This window comes from Paenisporosarcina sp. TG-14 (assembly GCF_000297555.1).
In the GTDB taxonomy this organism is placed as follows: Bacteria; Bacillota; Bacilli; order Bacillales_A; family Planococcaceae; genus Paenisporosarcina; species Paenisporosarcina antarctica.
The window spans coordinates 41,233-58,779 of sequence record NZ_AMGD01000011.1; the positions used below are offsets into that span (position 1 = coordinate 41,233).

The 17,547-nt window shown below is 37.5% G+C and carries 13 protein-coding genes, 1 tRNA gene and 1 pseudogene; 9 read left to right on the forward strand and 6 right to left on the reverse strand.

Features of this window, described 5'->3' with window-relative positions:
- Positions 1 to 119: 119 nt before the first annotated feature.
- Entirely contained in the window at positions 120 to 995 is an 876-nt protein-coding gene (locus tag C406_RS0104720; RefSeq protein WP_017379447.1) for a GNAT family N-acetyltransferase, read from the forward strand.
- Between the two features lie 30 nt (positions 996 to 1,025).
- On the opposite strand, the gene C406_RS0104725 is transcribed toward C406_RS0104720, so the two are convergent.
- Together C406_RS0104725 and helD are read right to left on the reverse strand one after the other, a co-directional pair.
- Positions 1,026 to 2,213 (reverse strand): GTP-binding protein, encoded by a 1,188-nt coding sequence (locus C406_RS0104725; RefSeq protein WP_017379448.1) that lies wholly within the window; start codon positions 2,211 to 2,213, stop codon positions 1,026 to 1,028.
- A 2,396-nt stretch (positions 2,214 to 4,609) separates the two neighbouring features.
- Positions 4,610 to 6,847, reverse strand: a complete 2,238-nt coding sequence (gene helD / locus C406_RS0104735; protein WP_017379450.1) for an RNA polymerase recycling motor HelD — start codon at positions 6,845 to 6,847, stop codon at positions 4,610 to 4,612.
- A gap of 210 nt (positions 6,848 to 7,057) precedes the next feature.
- Between helD and kynA the strand changes: the two genes are divergently transcribed.
- Both kynA and C406_RS0104745 read left to right on the forward strand, forming a co-directional pair.
- The gene (gene kynA, locus C406_RS0104740) at positions 7,058 to 7,918 is read left to right on the forward strand and encodes a tryptophan 2,3-dioxygenase (RefSeq protein WP_017379451.1); all 861 of its coding nucleotides are present in this window, start codon (positions 7,058 to 7,060) and stop codon (positions 7,916 to 7,918) included.
- Positions 7,919 to 7,930: 12 nt separating this feature from the next.
- Positions 7,931 to 8,665 (forward strand): glycerophosphodiester phosphodiesterase, encoded by a 735-nt coding sequence (locus C406_RS0104745; RefSeq protein ID WP_017379452.1) that lies wholly within the window; start codon positions 7,931 to 7,933, stop codon positions 8,663 to 8,665.
- Between the two features lie 130 nt (positions 8,666 to 8,795).
- Here C406_RS0104745 and C406_RS0104750 read toward each other — a convergent pair whose 3' ends face one another.
- A complete protein-coding gene (locus tag C406_RS0104750) occupies positions 8,796 to 9,827 on the reverse strand; it encodes a DUF2804 domain-containing protein (RefSeq protein WP_017379453.1) in 1,032 nt (343 codons plus the stop codon).
- A gap of 155 nt (positions 9,828 to 9,982) precedes the next feature.
- Here C406_RS0104750 and C406_RS0104755 point away from each other — a divergent pair.
- From C406_RS0104755 to C406_RS0104770, 5 genes and pseudogenes are all read left to right on the forward strand, one after another.
- Positions 9,983 to 10,055: transfer RNA gene (locus C406_RS0104755), tRNA-Ala, on the forward strand.
- Between the two features lie 373 nt (positions 10,056 to 10,428).
- The gene (locus tag C406_RS0104760) at positions 10,429 to 10,974 is read left to right on the forward strand and encodes a DUF6241 domain-containing protein (RefSeq protein WP_017379454.1); all 546 of its coding nucleotides are present in this window, start codon (positions 10,429 to 10,431) and stop codon (positions 10,972 to 10,974) included.
- A 326-nt stretch (positions 10,975 to 11,300) separates the two neighbouring features.
- Positions 11,301 to 11,885, forward strand: a complete 585-nt coding sequence (locus C406_RS0104765) for a site-2 protease family protein (RefSeq protein WP_017379455.1) — start codon at positions 11,301 to 11,303, stop codon at positions 11,883 to 11,885.
- 201 nt (positions 11,886 to 12,086) lie between these two features.
- Positions 12,087 to 12,259 (forward strand): annotated as a pseudogene (locus C406_RS20115) (IS5/IS1182 family transposase); the annotation flags it as partial.
- A 274-nt stretch (positions 12,260 to 12,533) separates the two neighbouring features.
- A complete protein-coding gene (locus C406_RS0104770; RefSeq protein ID WP_017379456.1) occupies positions 12,534 to 13,019 on the forward strand; it encodes an amidase domain-containing protein in 486 nt (161 codons plus the stop codon).
- Between the two features lie 58 nt (positions 13,020 to 13,077).
- Here C406_RS0104770 and C406_RS0104775 read toward each other — a convergent pair whose 3' ends face one another.
- Positions 13,078 to 13,935 carry a DegV family protein gene (locus tag C406_RS0104775; protein WP_017379457.1) on the reverse strand — a complete coding sequence of 286 codons (858 nt, stop codon included), beginning with the start codon at positions 13,933 to 13,935 and terminating at the stop codon, positions 13,078 to 13,080.
- 121 nt (positions 13,936 to 14,056) lie between these two features.
- Positions 14,057 to 14,626: a glycerol-3-phosphate acyltransferase gene (locus C406_RS0104780; protein WP_017379458.1), complete on the reverse strand. Its 570-nt coding sequence runs from the start codon at positions 14,624 to 14,626 to the stop codon at positions 14,057 to 14,059.
- A 795-nt stretch (positions 14,627 to 15,421) separates the two neighbouring features.
- Here C406_RS0104780 and C406_RS0104785 point away from each other — a divergent pair.
- Positions 15,422 to 15,997: a nitroreductase family protein gene (locus tag C406_RS0104785; protein WP_017379459.1), complete on the forward strand. Its 576-nt coding sequence runs from the start codon at positions 15,422 to 15,424 to the stop codon at positions 15,995 to 15,997.
- 128 nt (positions 15,998 to 16,125) lie between these two features.
- Here C406_RS0104785 and C406_RS0104790 read toward each other — a convergent pair whose 3' ends face one another.
- Positions 16,126 to 17,523, reverse strand: a complete 1,398-nt coding sequence (locus C406_RS0104790) for a dipeptidase (protein WP_017379460.1) — start codon at positions 17,521 to 17,523, stop codon at positions 16,126 to 16,128.
- Positions 17,524 to 17,547 lie beyond the last annotated feature (24 nt).

Here is a 17,547-nt window from a genome sequence, read left to right on the forward strand (position 1 = left end):
ATTAACTCCTCCAAAAAATCGTACTGATGTTATTATATAACCGTTTTGGAGGAGGTTAAACAGTTGTTATCATAATGATACACTGTAGACATATCAATGAAACAAAGGAGGGAATACTTGTGGACATTACCATACTAACTGTGTCGTTTCCTTTAGATGTAGAAACATCAAGCGAAATACAGGCATTAGTGAAAATAAATGAAACACTCGAAAGCACAAGTTATGAACAAATATTAAATATTCCCGTCATGACGGACCCATTATCAAAGGGATTCGCAGTCCTTGCTTATGCCAAAGAAGATTTAGTTGGTGTCATCACAGCCATTGATATGATTGGTATTCATGCATACGAATGGAGCGCTCTCGTCCATGTTGACTATCGAAGACAAGGGTTAGGGCAAGCGCTAATTAATGAATTGCAACGAAACTTAGAAGTACGTGGATTTGAAAGTGAACTTGCTCTTACTATAAAAGAATCGCAATCTGGAACTGCTTTTTTACAACAGGCAGGCTACGAATGGAATTTTTCTGAAGCGACATTAAAAGCAGAAGTGAAATATGCAGAAAAACAGCTGGATGTTGAAGTAGTCCCATATACAAATGAAAAAATAGAGCTTACACAAATATTAATGAGCGCTTTTGACGATTCAGAAGATGAGGTACACACAATGCTAGAGTTTAACGTATCGAATCCTTCTAGACATGTGTTTGTAGCGAAAAATCAGCAGGAAGTAGTCGGCACCGTTACAGTTGTAGAAGAGAACAAAATATTGTGGGTGACAGCTTTAGCAACAGAACCATCACACCAGGGCCAAGGAATAGGGTCTGCACTACTAGCATTTGCCAAAGCTGAAGGCCAAAGAATGGTGTGTGAAGCAGTCATGCTAGACGTAGAAATCGACAATGACAAAGCATTATCTGTATATGAAAAAGCAGGATTCAAGCCGATTATTCAAGTAGATTATTACGTGAAAACACCCACAACCTTTAAATAGGTTGTGGGTGTTTTGAATCTTAACGAACTATTATTCAGCAACTACAAAAGCAGGCAATGGATCTGCAAAAGTTGTCCAGTCAATTTTCATTTCATCATCTGTTAATAAACAACTATCAAGTTGTTCTTCAATGTCTTCGCGATCCATATCCAGGCCTATCCAAACCATTTCAGTTTGGCGATCACCGTGCACTTCATCCCATCTCGCTGCAATGCTTTCATCCTCTAACATAATTTCGCGCTGTTCTGCTTTAGGAAGAGCGGCTATCCAATTACCCGCTCCTTGGAATTGTAGAGAATTTCCAGCTTGAGATAAAAGGCCGGCCATTTCATTCCGTGTTGCCAACCAGAAAAAACCTTTAGAACGAATGACTTCCTGTGGGAATGCACTTAACCAAGCATTCCAACGCTCTGGGTGGAATGGACGCTTGCGTCTATAGACAAACGAGCTAATGCCATATTCGTCGGTTTCTGGAATATGTTCTTCATTTAATTCTTTCATCCAGCCTGCTGATTGACTCGCCTCTTCGAAGTCAAATAATTGACGATTCAATATTTTGCTAGGAGGAACTACGCCGTTTTCGATAGGAATTATGATGGCATTAGGATTCATTTTTAGAAGGAACACTTTAAAAGCATCTAAAAATTCAGCTGTCACTAAATCCGTTTTGCTTATCAGTAGAATGTTCGCAAACTCAATTTGGTCAATTAACAAGTCTGATACATCACGCACATCTTCCTCATCATCCGTTTGTTTGCGTTCAAATAATGATTCACCGCTTTCATAGTCACTCCAAAAGCTAAATGCATCTACTACTGTGACCATAGAATCAAGTCTGCAATATTGTGTAAGGTCTATTCCGACTTCCTCATCAATATAGGTAAAAGTTTGTGCTACAGGAATTGGTTCTGAAATTCCTGTCGATTCAATGACGATATAATCGATATCTCCTTGTTTAGCTAGTTTTTCTACTTCAATCATTAAATCTTCACGTAGGGTGCAACAGATGCAGCCGTTTGTTAGTTCAACTAATTTTTCTTCAGTGCGAGAGAAACCGCCACTTTGAATAAGTTGTGAGTCAATATTAACTTCGCTCATATCATTGACAATGACCGCTATTTTCTTACCTTCTTTATTGGCAAGTAAGTGATTTAATACCGTGGTCTTTCCGGCACCTAAATAGCCGCTTAAAACAGTAACTGGTATTTGAGTTTGCATATATTCGCTCCTTAAGTGTTTTATAAATAGTAATGATTACGATTTGAATGATACACTTATTTAACGAGACGTGCAAGGGGGGAAGAGAAAAAGGATAAAGTAACGCCCATTGCTAAGTATAAAATTGAGTGTCAACTGAAAAAGGGGAGTGTGAATGGGTTTCCGGTTTTCTTTGGATGGCAAACTTGTTACAGCATAACCTAGAGAATGAAAGTGAAGATCAAAGTGATAAGACCGACATGTAAACAGGGAATAGCAAATGTATCGACTATGGTTTTCGGTTCGCTATGGATGGCCAACCCGCTGCATCATACCTAGAGAATGAAAGTGAAGATCAAAGTGATAAGAACGACATGTAAAAAGGGAATAGCGAATGTATCGACTATGGTTTCCGGTTCGCTATGGATGGCCAACCCGCTGCACCATAACCTAGTAAATGAGAGTGAAGGTCGATGTGACGTTGTCACTTCGACCTTCACTCGTTCCTACAGGCAATCTTGCGGCGGGTGTTCATCCTTCGCTCACCTACAACCTGACCGTGCACAGGTGTTTGATTTTGGTTTACGAGAGAAGGGATACTGTCTGTCTTGATAAGAAGCGGCCGAAGATGCAATTTCGACCACTCGTAGCAAACTATAAAGGATACCTCTGCGTTACTTGAAAGAAGGGTTTCACACACTATCCATCCCCTATGTCAGACCAGTACGTTCTAATTTATAAACTATATAGCACGCAAATACCAACAGGAGCGTAGCGTGAAAAAACCATTTAATGTCTATTATAAAACAGCGTGTAAACCCTACTATAAAAGCCATGTCACTTTCATTACATCGTTTTCTCTATGGCTAATGCTCAATTTAATATGTGCTGTTTCAGCAAGTTAACTAGGTTGTGAGACGTGTTTGGCCGATAAATCTCTAAATTGGCCGATAAACATGCGTATTTGGCCGATAAATCTCTAATTTGACCGATAAACATGCCAACTTGGCCGATAAATGTTGTGCAAAAGAAAGATGCTTTTAAAATTCGTCTCACTAGCAAAGTAAACTAGTTAATGAAACAGTCCTTAGCGATTTCTTCTTTCATTTAGGAGCGGAGCGTAAACAAAAGCATTCAATCCACCCCAAAACAATGCGTAAACCCTTATATGGTAGCCATTTCGCTAATTGCAAATTTCCTGTTGGAGGAGGTTACATAACAAGGTTCTTAATTTATAGTTGTTTCACCAAGTTAATTTAGTTTTGGTATGGGCTACTGTCATAACTTATCAGTTTCCAACTAACTTGAGAGAAAGAGGGGGAGTGCAGTAATCTATTCTTTATGCAGATTACTGCATACACGTTGGCGAGACCATGTAGCTCTTCAAGTCTGCAGCATTTCATTATTCAAATGCAAAATCTTGATTTGTACTGTCGGATGCCCCCGTCAGCATTTTTTGATGGAAAGTAGTAATAAATATAACTTCCATAATTTAACTATAACAACAAGAAGCTCGATTTTTACTACGTGAACTCTCTTTTTTACAACGTCACCTTCAATAATTACAACGTGACGCCTCAAAATTACAACTGAGCCTTCACTCGACAAGAAAGTGTATATTTCCCTCACAGAAAAACCCTCCAATTACTGCGGCGGGGCCATTAAACACTGCAGTCTTTCTATTATTTAGGTGCAAAAACTTGATTTGTACTGTCGGATGCCTCCGCCAGCTTTTTTTGTGACGAGAAGTGATGGACCATGTTTCCAGTATTTCACTATTAAAAAATGAACTCCTTTTTTACAGCGTCACCTTCAATAATTACAACTGAGCTATCTTACGATCTAGAATCCTCTTCTTTTGACAATGAGACATACTACAGTATGAAAAACGCCTACTTTTATGGTTTGTGGAAATGTATAACCCTTTATAATAAGCAAGTAGTAGCCGAAATTGCATCTTCGGCTACCTGTTTCTATACAGACGGTATCTTTTCACTCGTAAACCAAAATAAACGAACCGTACACGTGAAGGTTGTAGGCGAGCGACGGATGCACATCCGCCGCAAGATTGCCTGTAGGAACGAGTGAAGGTCGAAGTGACAGCGTCACTTCGACCTTCACTTTTATTCTCTAGGTTATGATGCAGCAGGTTGGCCATCCAAAGCGAGCCGGAAACCATAGTCGTCACACTCGCTATTTCCGGTCTACATGTAGGTCTTGCATTTCGACCTTCACTTTCATTCCCTAGGTTATGATGCAGCAGGTTTGCCATCCAAAGCGAGCCGGAAACCATAGTCGTCACAGTCGCTATTTCCGGTCTACTTGTAGGTCTTCTCATCTCGACTGTCACTTTCATTCCTTAATGTAAAACAAAAAACGTTTCTCCGCAGTGGAAGAAACGTTAAATAGGTGACTTACTAACTCGTTGTTGGTGGCAATAAAAAGTGTTCTCTACTTGGTCCGATTAAATGCAATTCATGCATTGGACGAGTCATCGCTACATACAGAAGTTTACGGTCGATTGAATGCTTACGGAAAGGTATATCAATCGCCACAATCAACACCGCATCGAACTCTAACCCTTTTGCTAAATGACTAGGCAAGACGAGTAACTTTGTCTGGTCAATATCCGAGTGATCGTTCAAGTATTGAATGGGAAGGAAATCCTTAAGTTGATTGGCTATCAACTTCGCTTGTGAAGTTGTTTTGCAAATTAGTGCAATTGAATGGTGACCACGACTGCGGATTTCCTCTAACAAAGAAACGACTCGCTGGCCTTCAAGTACGCTCATTTCATAAAATTGTGGATCAATACCATGGCGAACAACTGGTTCAACTAATGGCAAGTCTTCATCCATTTGCGTTAAAATGCTATTGGCAACTGTCATAATTTCAATAGTCGTTCTGTAGCTTTTTTGCAAAGTTTTATAAGTAGCTCTTGGGAATAATTCAACGACTGGATCCCATGAAGTAAGGGCACGATAGCTGTATATACCTTGCGCTAAATCTCCAACCATCGTAAACATATCTGTTTCAAGGCCTTCTTTTAAAGCGGCAAGTTGGAAAATGCTATAATCTTGAACTTCATCAATAAAAACAACGCGCATTTTCCATTTATCAGGAATGCTTCTCAACCTAGTATGCATGTAATACAGAGGTGCTAAATCTTCTAATTCCCATGATTCGATTGAATGGGTTTGAAGGAAAGCATGCCGTTGTTGGTCTGTCCACTGAGTTGTATGTTCACATATGAAATCATCAGCCGTGACAAAGTCGCGATACATCTTTTTAATATTGGCTTTCTTAAAGCGTTTCATATAAGCAGACGTAGTGGTTTTTGACTCTTTTTCAATAAGAGGGATGCGGTAGTCACGTTCATCGATATACTTAGTGACTTCGGATTTTCTCTTGGCGGCATCCCGGATTCCAAATAGCGCTTGATCTAAAGCGTCATCATATTTCTTATTTAACATGAACAAAATTTCTTTTTTCTTTTGGCGTACGTGAGATTGTACAATTAATTTGATACGTTCTAAGCGCTTCTCAATAGGCATATAGGAAAAGTCACCTAGAAATAATTTTTTCAATTTTGAACCTCTCATAATACGGTACTTTTCAATGAAAAGGTCTTCGAATTGATCGGCGATTGATTTCTCGTAATCTTTGAGATAGGCATCTATCAATTCTTTATAAAAAAGAGAGCCTTTCATATGAGATTGCCACAGCATCATTTCATCTGGAAAGTCTTGTTCAGTTAAAGTAGCTAACTTTAAGTTTGAATCTTTTAGTTTCAATTTAATAGTAGTTGCTTGTAAGACGTATTCAGCGAAGGTGGTTTGACAAATTTTACTGACCCCGAGTTCTGGTAAAACATCTGCTATATAGTCCATAAACAATTTGGATGGAGCTAGAATCATCAGTTTATCGGCTGGGAAATGTTCACCCATTGTATAAAGAAAATAAGAAATTCGGTGGAGGGCGATGGTCGTTTTTCCACTACCTGCTGCACCTTGCACAAGAATGGGTTGTTTTAAATGAGCCCGAATAATTTCATTTTGCTCAGCTTGAATGGTCGACACAATTTCAGTTAAACGAACATCTGCTTTACCTGAAAGAGCTTCTTGTAAAAGCTCATCATTGGTCGTTAAATCAATGTCACGAACTGATTGTAACTCGCCTTGTTCAATTGTATATTGACGCTTTGAAAATAGATGGCCAGTAAAAGTGTCTTCTCGAACGTCATATTCAATATCGCCTAGACGTCCATCGTAATACACATTGGCAACAGGCGAGCGCCAGTCGACAATAATGGGTTCTTGCGTTTCTCGTTGAAATAAAGACGTCTTACCAATGTACAACATTTCACTGTCTTCACCGTCTTTTTGGAAATGAATGCGCGCAAAATAAGGTTTTTGCTGAATGGCTTCTAACCCTTCTTTTTGAGAACGGGCCATTTCGAAAAAGCGGGCATTTGTTAAAATGTTCGTATAGCTTAAACTGGAATCTAAATAATCGAGATCGGCCATGGCATGACGAATATTTTCTTGTGCAGATTTTACATCTCGTTTTGATTCGTCTAGTAACTGTTGCATATAGTTTTTAGTGTAGGTCAGGCGCTCTTGTTCTTGCTCAAAATCAGGATGTTTCTGTGTCATACAGTCCTCCAATATGAAGAATTTTGCGTCCTGCAAGTGATGAATAAAAGATGTTGGGGTTTGAAAACAGATTTGAATTATAACATTATTTGTTAAATCAGTAAAATAAGAATTTTCGAAAAATGCAAGTAGTCTGTTAAAGTGTTTAGTCACATGTCATACTACAGCTAGACGAGATGAGCGAAAGTAGAGACTTAAGGAGATGATACCATGGAAAAAAAGCCATTAGATCAAGGGCAAAACCCTGCTGCACAAGGCGAATCGGGATTACATACAGATTTCAAAGAAAACATGACGTACGGAGAATACCTTCATTTAGATAAACTGTTAACGGCACAAGATGGCTTAAGTGATCACCATGATGAGGCCTTATTTATCATTATTCATCAAGTTTCTGAGTTGTGGATGAAACTCATTTTACACGAACTTCGCGCAGCGATTACTAATATTGAAAAAGATGATTTACAGCCAGCGTTTAAACAACTCTCTCGCGTATCAAAGATTCAAACTCAGATTATTCAAGCATGGGATGTATTAGCGACATTAACACCTGCAGAATATATGGAGTTTCGATCTACTCTCGCAAACGCTAGTGGTTTCCAATCATATCAATATCGGATGATTGAATTTGCACTTGGTTACAAGACAAAACATGTGTTAAAAATTTACGAAAAAGATGAAGAGTTACTTAGTACATTGACTGAAGCTTTCCATCAACCCGGGCTATACGATGCGGCGATTCGCAAGCTAGCTCGAGCAGGTCTGCCAATAGACGAAGAAATTGTTTCACGTGATGTATCAACCCCTTATGAACCAAATGACAGTGTCTTGGCAGCATGGACGACTGTTTACCGAGACGTAGACACTTATTGGGAATTGTATCAATTAGCGGAAAAGCTAGTAGATGTTGAAGATTGTCTTCAGCAATGGCGTTTCCGTCATATGAAAACAGTGGAAAGAATTATTGGCTTTAAAAAAGGCACTGGTGGATCTTCAGGCGTCCATTATTTAAAGAAAGTGTTGGATCAATATTTCTTCCCTGAATTGTGGACATTACGTACAGAAATTTAAGGAGGCTACAGTATGAAAATATATGCACATCGCGGTTCGTCAGGTACTCATCCAGAAAATACACTGGCGGCATTTAAAGAAGCAGCTCGACTAGAGATTTTTGGAGTAGAGCTAGACGTTCATTTAACACAGGATGACAAACTTGTCGTTATTCATGATGAATCTATTAATCGAACATCTAATGGGAAAGGATTCGTAAGGGATTTAACTTTATCAGAATTACGTGCTTACGATTTTGGGAATTGGTTTGGTGATGATTTTAAAGGAGAGTCCATTCCTACTCTAGAAGAAGTATTAAAGATATTTCAAAATACAGCACATCATCTAAATATTGAATTGAAGTCGGATATTTTCGAATATGAGGGCATGGGGGACAAGGTACTCCATTTAGTTGAAAAAATGGGCTTGGCTGAGCGTGTCCTAATTTCTTCTTTTGATCATGAAGCTGTTCGGAATTTCAAAAAATCTGCTCCGCTTATCGAAGTTGCTTTAGTAACAATGGATGTGCTCGTCGATGCCTATGATTATGCACGTTTTATCCCAGCAGATGCTCTGCATATTTCGTACCCAGCAGCTCTGCGTAAGATGACCAAAGAAGCCATGTTAAAAGGAGCTATTATTCGCGTGTTTACGGTAAATGAAGTATTGGATGTACAAGCTTTGCAACAAATTGGCGTCCACGCAATTTTCACTGATTTTCCCGAAAAAATGAAACATGTTTTGGAAGCAGGGAAGATAGACAAATAGGTTTCAATATATTTCTATATAGACGAAAATACTCCTCATTCCCTAGAACTATAAGGGAGATGAGGAGTTTTTATGTATAGCATTGAAGGATTTCGGCATAGCATTCATCTATAGCCAGTGTGCCGAATAGCTACCATTTTGCTTTATGATCTTCGATACTTCCTAGTAATTCTGTGATGAATAAACAGGAACCGTCGTGTAAATGAACGAAACCGTTAAAATATCCAACCATTTGATAACCGTTCAAATTGACGAATCCTATATTAATATTTGCTTCACGTTGTAAAAAAGGAGTAAACGTCAAATTAACATCTGATGAAAACTTAGAACGAATATGCCAAGGGTTCATTAAATCATTTTTGTCATATGTGAAAATAACATCTTCTGAAATTTTTGATACTTGTCCGTCAACGAATACAGCATTTTCAGTCATGCCAGTACCATCTGTCCATGTTCCACCAAAATTGAGTCCAATACGCTGGTTTCCCAACCGTTGAGAAGCGGAAGCCCATTTCCTGGAAGCCTTTCTTGGCCAAACCCCTCGACCATAGTCAAGTACAGCATAACTATCTTCTGAATTGAAGTTGTACCGTTTGTCACCAACTTTGACAAATCCACTTGTCGGCAAAGTATAGTGCTTTGCCGTATGGTGAAATAAATGTCGATTCCACGGAATTACTACATTTAAAGATTCATCATTAACAGGATGCTCAATTTGTAAGTCTGCATGAAGAAATTCACCATCAAAATTTGAAATCGTCACTTTCATATGTGTTTCACCTTGCATATGTAAAAGTTGAATACTCATTTCATTATCAAAAAACGTAATCGTTTCTAGGACTTGATTAGGCATATGAATGCGTTGCCCTAATGAAACCGTAATCGATTTCTCAAAATATCGTTGTGTTTCATAATCTAAGAAGTACACACTACAAATTACAGCATAATCCATATGGCGAATGGACGCTGAAAACATAATATCTTCTCCAAAGACACACCAATTATTCCATTTTTTCTTACGCATAAAATGACCTGATAAATTACTATCAATTAATGATTTTCGCGAAAATCCAATAGCTGCAGGGTTTAAATTTCCTTTTGAATCGCATAGAGCTATAGGATCTAGAATCTCACGTTCTGCATGTTGCTGAACTTTTGGCATCTCAACACCCTCTCGCCTATTGAATCCACTACTAATGTTGTTATATAATACATATTGTAACAAATATATGGCTCTAGCGTATTAGCTCAGATGAAAGTTCACACACAAGTCAATTACTTTACCCAAAAGTATAGACTATTTATTATTTAGTTCAAGGGGGCTTAGCTCAGATGGGAGAGCGTTTGCATGGCATGCAAAAGGTCGTCGGTTCGATCCCGATAGTCTCCATAAAAAAAGCATTTACTTAATCTGAAAAGACTAAGTAAATGCTTTTTTGTTTAAGTGGCGTTTCCAACTACTAATTTTGTAAGTATGAAATTAAGTTTGATTCTTTAAACTGAACCAACTTATATTATATCTACTAAAAAATAACCATAAGATTGGAAAGTAATGTACAATTATTGGTGATATTTCCACTCCTTTAAAAGCAATATCTTTGCAATGCAAGTTTTTAACATTAAAATGGAAATATAATCTTATTTTTTATGTGAAAGAGGCGATTGGTAGTTTATGAATAGTTTACTCATACAAAGTGTTTCTAAATTATTGGAAGATTCGCGCCTATTGACGTACGTGTATTAAATTTTATTGGGAGTGAAATATGAAAGAATTAATTAAAAAATTCAAATTCACTAAATTTCAAAAAATTGCTTTAAGTATAGCTGTTCTAGTTTCTCTAGGTTTTATCGGTTTTGGTATTTTTGGAAAAGATCTTCCGATTGAAAAAAAAGAAGGGACTATTACAGAAAAAACAACCGAAGATGGAGGAAAGATTATTGAAGTAAATGAAGTGATGAAGAAGCCTATCGTAGAAGAATTTCCAATGACTATGTTAGATTATCAAGTTGCTAACGCAATTCATGCTATGTCTCATCAAAAAATTGAAGCAGACAAAAAATGGAGTCTCCTTCCTTTAACTGCAGAACGAGTAACGCGATTAATTGAGGTAATTGAAACTAACAAGAGTGAATATACAAATTGGCGATTGTATTTAAGGATTTTAACACGTTGGTCGGAAAATGATTTTTCTCAAATAGACGATGAACATAATGAAATTTGGGAGCTACAAGGAGGAAATGTTGGTCGAGCGACAGGCATTCTCAGCTATGAAGAAGAATTAGAGTTTATAAAAAAACATTATAAGTAAAAAAGGCACTTACTATTGTGAATGCCTTTTGCATTGAAGAAGTGTCCAGTCTAACTTTGATTTGGACGATACTTTCCCGTGAGGTTGTTCTGGATATACTGTATGTAGTATAAAGCCTTGAACAACCCTGTTTTTTTATTTGAATAAAATATGTTGTCTGTTAAACAGAAAAATTGTTGGTGAAATCCAACTGTTAAAATGATACATTAGCTTTAAGAAAGCTTTAAATAATTAGTGAAGCGGCTACTCAAAAAGTTTGAAGGCAGGCGGACAAGATAGAATTTTTAGCATTTTCATTAACAGAGATTCCGTATGTAGTAATCACATTGGTATTCGCCTTTACACTTCATGAATTTATGCACGCTTGGATGGCATCAATATTTGGAGATGACACAGCAAAAAATCAAGGACGAGTAACACTAAACCCACTGAAACATCTAGATTTTGTTGGGACCCTATTAATTTTTATCGCAGGGATTGGATGGGCAAAACCTGTACCGATTAATAGTACCTATTTTTCTACAAGACGCATTCAATCCATTATTGTTAGTTTAGTCGGACCTCTTAGTAATTTTGTTTTAGCCTTTGTCGGATTTAGTATTTGGTATTTTAATCCAGTTAGCGTTTCAGTAGGAGAATTTCTTAACATCTTTGTTTCTCTGAACGTGGTGTTAGGTGTGTTTAATTTATTACCACTACCTCCCTTAGATGGGTATCGTATCGTGTCTAGCTTATTTTCAGCAAAAATTCAGATGAAACTTCGTCCTTTAGAGATGTATGGTTCAATCCTATTTTTAATCGTGATATTAACTCCGATTGGAGATTTTACCATAATTCCATTTATTAGAACCAGTATAGATGTGGTTATGAATTCTTTCTATTTATTTTATGAATGGATTTTACCAATCTAATAAACAATTATGTTCTTTCATTTAAAAAAGGTGAGGTTCATTTTTCTGTTCAAAATCTTACAGAATGTGCCGGTTTTTCAATCTAAACAAGCAATTCTTTCCTAAATTTGTCGAGGAAAAGATTGCTTGTTTTTGTTGTGTACTAAATAACAGGTGGAAAAAGTGATCTTTTAAAGTAGTGAGGAATTTAAAGGAATAGCGAAATCCCGCTATAGCTATAAAATCGAAGCAATAAATAGTGAATTGAAACATAGACACGGGTATGATGTAGCATCAAATTTAGGTCTATTTGGTATGCAGATACAAGGGGAGACATTGTCATATTCGCCGTAAACCTCGAACGAATTTTAACCTTTCTTAAGGATGCAGAGTGAGCAATACGAAATTTCGCCTTTTTCAATTTAAACACACTTACAAATTTTAATAACGTAAGTTTTTCAGTGGCCTCTTTGATTCCATGAGTGGTTTTTAAATGGAATTTTCAGCAAAAGTTCTTCCTGGAAAGAAGGGTACTTCTTTTCGTAGTATCTGAATTCGTCTACTCAATCCAATAGCAATAACCTAGCCATCATTTTGCGTATCTTCACAATAACCATTTCTTCTAATTCATTCATTAGTCACATAATCTCTCCTAAGGGGGGAACTTACATGTACAATCGCCAGGCGGCTGTTCAATATGCGAACAAATGGTGGAATTCAAATAATCCTGCGTATCCTAGCTTCGACGATGACTGCACAAATTACATTTCGCAATGTTTAAGAGCAGGGGGGGCACCCATGCGTGGATATCCAAATCGTGAAAAAGGATGGTGGATCCAAGGCGGAACATGGAGTTTTAGTTGGACTACATCCCACTCACTTCGTTGGTATTTAGACACATCAACTGTGGGGTTGAAAGCTGTAAAAGTAGCGAATGCCAGAGATTTAGAATTAGGAGATGTCATCAGTTATGATTTTCAAGGGGATGGAAGATTTGATCACACGACAATAGTGACTGGATTTAATGGCAATGAACCACTAGTTAATGCTCATACAAATAATAGTCGGGCGAGAAACTGGCGATATACAGATTCTATGGCTTTTCAAGATGAAACGAAATATATATTTTTTCACATTAAAGATTCGTTTGCATGAAAAAAACCCTTGGGATTTCCAAGGGTTTTCTGTTGCCAACTTGTTTCTCTTTTAGGTGTTATTCAGCAGGGACATGCCAAAGAGCGGCGATTGTTCCTTCACCCGCATGCACAGCAAGTACAGAACTGATTTCTCCAACACGTACTTTAAGTTTTGGTACTTTTGAGTGAATTAAGTTTTTTAATTCTTCTACTTGAGCAAGAACATTTCCGTGCATCAAATCAATGGAAGTAACACCGTCTTTTTCGTGAGCTTCAATAGCTTTATCAACTAAATAGGTAAGAGCCTTCTTATGAGAACGAACTTTATCGAGCGCTTTTAATTCACCTATTTCATTTAAGTGAATGATTGGTTTAATTTTCAGTAAGCTGCCTAGATAAAATTGAAGCCCACTCATACGCCCGCCTTTGTAAAGTTGGTTTAAGTTACCAATTAGAATGTAATTACGGAAGTTTTTCACTTCATTACGTAATTGAGTTGCAATTTCTTCTAGTTTCATACCACGTTCTTGCAAGATAATTCCGCGTTCTACGAGTTTGGTTATTCCTGAAGATAGGGCAAGTGAGTCAACACATTCCATAGGAACTTCGGCAATTTCTGCACCAGATTTAGAGGAAGAAATTGTTCCACTCAACTTTGCAGAGACATGTACAGCGATAATCGCTTCGTAATTTTCACTAATTTTTTCGTATAACTTGGAAAATTCCCCGGCTGCTGGTTGTGAAGTTTTTGGGAATTCTTCTGCCTTTCGAATGCGTTCATACAGCTGGTCAGATGTTAAATCTATTCCATCAGCAAATTGTTCTTGTCCAAAATGAATGGTTAGTGGAACAACATGAACATCAGGGTGGGCAGCAAGTATATCGCTAACATAAGCGGTACTATCGACAACCCAAGCAATTGGTTTTTTTGTCATCAATTAAACATCCTATCTTTAATTAAAGATTTTGACTATTTTATATTATATCATGAAAAGTATTTTCAAGCTAAGGTCTTAGGTTTCATTGTAGATAAAGCTATTGAAACTATAATGAATTTTAAGCGCGTTTCCATTTTTTTTCATCAAAAGATTGTTTGAAGTCAAACCGATGACGATACATTATGAGTAAGATGACAATCAGTATAGGCCAAGCATGTAGTACTTCATTAAAATAGAAGACTGAACCAATATACGCACAGTACGCAAAAATCATGCTGAGAGTCGCACTTCGAATGAATGGAATAACAAGAAAAAATGCAACACTAAAAGCAATCGCAAATAAAATGTTAAAAGTGAGTCCGATACCAACAAAAGTAGCGATTCCTTTCCCACCTTTTCCTTTTAACCAAAATGGAAACAAATGACCACAAATAACAAGCAATCCACCCATAGCAACTGCCCATTCCGGATAGCTGAGATAGCGTCCCGCTAAAATAATGAGCACACCTTTCAAAGCGTCACCTAAAAATGTCAAAAGAAATGCTGCTTTTCCAATCACTGCTCCAGCATTACGAGCACCTAAATTTCCACTACGATGGCTGCGTAAGTCGGTTTTATAGTATTTTCCAATCCACCAAGCTGTCAAAATATTGCCAAATAAATAGCTCGCTAAGAAATAGACAATCATGCGAACCCTCCATAAATACTTTCTTCCTATTATGAAGGAAAACAGTGCTTTGGGGAATAACAAAAACATATTCACAGCTTGCTAGAAAAAGAGGCATCGCAAAGGAATGGCTCTTTCTTGTTTTAATTAGGAGACAATTGGTTAGTTGCCCCATTCAGAAGGGAAGTTGCCCCAATCAGAGCAAAAGTTGACCCATTCAGAAGGGAAGTTGCCCCAGTCAGAGCAAAAGTTGATTCATTCGAAAGGAAAGTTGCCATGGAAGGGTTTATTATAATGAGCATTTCAACATAGCAATCGAAATTCACTTCAAAAGCAACTCCACATAAATCACAATGAACCGTGTTATTCAATTGTCTCAAAGAAGTAGTTTGTTCTTTTGAGACGCGACGGCTTGGCTGAATAAGAAGCTGCTAAAGTCAACATTTCGAAGTCGTTATCTGTAAATTTTGCACTTATCTTCATTTTCTATAACTATTGAATTTGCCAGTCAAAAACTATGACAATGAACCCACTTTTGTCATAAATGATAACAGGTTCTATGCCATGTGCTACAATAGTCCATAGTTGTTGATGTTCAGAATAGTGAAGCCATACCGTACACCGATCTGCGAGTATAAGAATACCTAAATCAGCTAAAGCATAAGCAATTTATCTAAGTTTGTTTACGTTGTGATTCTTCCGATATATTCGAAAATGATTGCAAGCAATGGTCAATCAAATTTTTCATTTAATTATCTTTGCTGCAGTCGCACACATTTGATTTTAACTTGTTAATGAAAAGGGGAACTTAAACATATGAATGGACAATCATTATCAGTACGTGACGCAATACTTCAACGTCGCTCAATTAAAAACTTTAATGGACAACCAGTAGAACGTGAAACACTTTTAGCCGTATTAGAAGATGCAAAATGGGCACCAAATCACGGGAATCGTGAACCATGGAGAATGGTTGTTGCTTGTGATAAGGAATTGAAAGAACTTCATACAGTATTACGAGACTTCGGTGTTGCGAAGTGGAAAGACCTTTCTGAAGATGAATTAACAAAACAAATGAAGAAATTCACTTCTGCAGGAGCTTATGCATTTGTCGTTGTTAAAGAAGATGTGCGTCAAAAAGAAAGATTGGAAGATTATGCAGCTACTAGTAGCTACATTCAAAATGCACAATTATTAGCATGGGACTTGGGAATCGGAGCTTGTTGGAAAACACCTCCATTTATAGATGCACCAAAATTCCGTGAAGCTCTTGGCATAAATCCAGGAGAACGCATCATAAGCATGCTTCAATTTGGTTATTATGATGAAATGCCAAAAGCAAAACCTCGTAAAGATGTCGAAGATTTCATTACATTCTTCGGTTCAAACTAAAAAATCCCGATTCATCGCAACTTATGCGGAGAATCGGGATTTTTATAATGTATGGTTCACACTTCCGCTTACAGCTCTCATTTCAATGAGGCTTACCAGCGAGCTTGTGTATACTTTTTTTCATTTTCTTACTTCTTCAAATCCTCTTTAGTAAATTGAGCGATTTCATAATAGTAATCGCCAATCACCCGAAGCCCTTGATCAAAGTTTTCTAAATGGAAATGCTCATTTGGTGCATGAATGTTTTCAGAAGATAGTCCGAAGCCCATAAGCACTACAGGGAGTCCTAAAATTTCATCAAATGCAGCGACGATAGGAATCGAGCCTCCACCGCGAATGTAAGCTGTTGGCACATTGTATACTTTTTCATAAGAACGCCCTGCAGCTTGAATTGCTGGGTGATCAAATGGCGTGATAAATGGTTTACCTTTATCAAACTCTGTTATTTCAACTGAAACACCAATTGGTTTATATTTTTCGATATGTGCTGTTAATTTCGCTACAATTTCATCTGGATCTTGATTGGGTACTAAGCGACACGTGATTTTAGCGCCAGCCTCAGCAGGAAGTACTGTTTTAATGCCTTCACCAGAGAATCCACCGAAAACTCCATTGATTTCTAAAGTTGGTCGAGCCCATGTTTGCTCTGTATAGGTATAACCCTTTTCACCAAATAAAGCGTCTACACCAAGCTCAGCTTTTAATGCCTCTTCATCAAAATTAAGTGAAGCATATGCTGTACGTTCTTCATCTTTAAGGGGAATAACATTGTCGTAGAAACCTTCTACTTGAATCGTTCCTTCTTCATCACGGAAAGAATCAAGTACTTCTACTAATGCATGAATCGCATTTTGAACTCCGCCACCGTAGAGCCCAGAGTGAAGGTCACTTTTTGCACCTTTAACTTCAATTTGAACACCAGCCAAACCGCGTAAACCATAACATACAGCTGGTTCCCCTGGCCCTTGCATACCGGTATCGGAAATAACAATAATATCTGCAGCAAGTTTATCTGTATTCGTCATTAAATAGTCAGGTAAGTTAGGACTACCAATTTCTTCTTCACCTTCGATACAGAATTTCACATTTACTGGAAGCTTGCCATCCGTTTGCAATAAAGCTTCAATTGCTTTTAGATGCATGTAAACTTGTCCTTTATCATCACTCGCACCACGTGCAAACAATTTATTGTCACGAATTTGAGGGTCAAAAGGTTCCGATTCCCACAAATTTAATGGGTCCACAGGTTGAACGTCATAATGTCCATAAACTAAAATAGTAGGCAGTCCCTCTGCATGTAACCAATCTGCATAAACAACGGGTTGTCCTTTTGTTTCATCAATTGAAATGTTTTCTAATCCGATTTTTTTCATAGAGTCAGCTAACCATTCAGCAGCCGTTTTCATGTCTTGTTTATGAGCTGAGATTGCACTGATACTTGGAATACGTAAAAATTGTTTTAATTCATCTAAATGTACTTCTCTTTTCGTTTCAAAATAAGTATTTAATGATTGTAAATGACTCATAAAATTCCTCTTTTCGCAAAGTTT

Coding starts and splice junctions, on each gene's coding strand:
- C406_RS0104725 (WP_017379448.1), bottom strand. CDS start 2,213: ATGCAAACTCAAATACCAGTTACTGTTTTAAGCGGCTATTTAGGTGCC.
- helD (WP_017379450.1), bottom strand. CDS start 6,847: ATGACACAGAAACATCCTGATTTTGAGCAAGAACAAGAGCGCCTGACC.
- kynA (WP_017379451.1), top strand. CDS start 7,058: ATGGAAAAAAAGCCATTAGATCAAGGGCAAAACCCTGCTGCACAAGGC.
- C406_RS0104745 (WP_017379452.1), top strand. CDS start 7,931: ATGAAAATATATGCACATCGCGGTTCGTCAGGTACTCATCCAGAAAAT.
- C406_RS0104750 (WP_017379453.1), bottom strand. CDS start 9,827: ATGCCAAAAGTTCAGCAACATGCAGAACGTGAGATTCTAGATCCTATA.
- C406_RS0104760 (WP_017379454.1), top strand. CDS start 10,429: ATGAAAGAATTAATTAAAAAATTCAAATTCACTAAATTTCAAAAAATT.
- C406_RS0104770 (WP_017379456.1), top strand. CDS start 12,534: ATGTACAATCGCCAGGCGGCTGTTCAATATGCGAACAAATGGTGGAAT.
- C406_RS0104775 (WP_017379457.1), bottom strand. CDS start 13,935: ATGACAAAAAAACCAATTGCTTGGGTTGTCGATAGTACCGCTTATGTT.
- C406_RS0104780 (WP_017379458.1), bottom strand. CDS start 14,626: ATGATTGTCTATTTCTTAGCGAGCTATTTATTTGGCAATATTTTGACA.
- C406_RS0104785 (WP_017379459.1), top strand. CDS start 15,422: ATGAATGGACAATCATTATCAGTACGTGACGCAATACTTCAACGTCGC.
- C406_RS0104790 (WP_017379460.1), bottom strand. CDS start 17,523: ATGAGTCATTTACAATCATTAAATACTTATTTTGAAACGAAAAGAGAA.